Raw genomic sequence first — 334 nt, forward strand, 5'->3', positions numbered from 1 at the left:
CTGGAATCCAAGCCCAGCTCTGATAGTAGTCGTCAAAGTACCACCTTCCGTAATGGAAGGTTGCCCAACCCCAATCGTAATCAGAGACCCAGGTGTTGCCGTATTCGGTCATCACCCAGTGACCATTGGTACCATAAGGATGAAATTCCTCATACACGGCAGGTAACCAGATGTAGCCGTATCTGGCATCTTTGACCCAGTCACCATAAGGAGTGAGCGCATCGTAGAAAACCTGAAAAGATACCCCGCGATAGTAGTTGGATTCGGCTTTTGCGTGGGAGAGATTGCCGAAAAGGAGACCGAAGAAAAGCGCCAGAACTCCGAGTTGATTTTT

At 49.1% G+C, this 334-nt stretch carries 1 protein-coding gene; it reads right to left on the reverse strand.

The genetic code is table 11. The features are described from left to right. Positions 1-334: DUF6600 domain-containing protein (locus tag ACNKXV_RS13750; RefSeq protein WP_417908292.1), on the reverse strand; the 334-nt coding region annotated here is incomplete at both ends.

Origin of the sequence: Christiangramia aquimixticola (genome assembly GCF_048285835.1) — a bacterium.
Classification (GTDB): Bacteria; Bacteroidota; Bacteroidia; order Flavobacteriales; family Flavobacteriaceae; genus Christiangramia; species Christiangramia aquimixticola.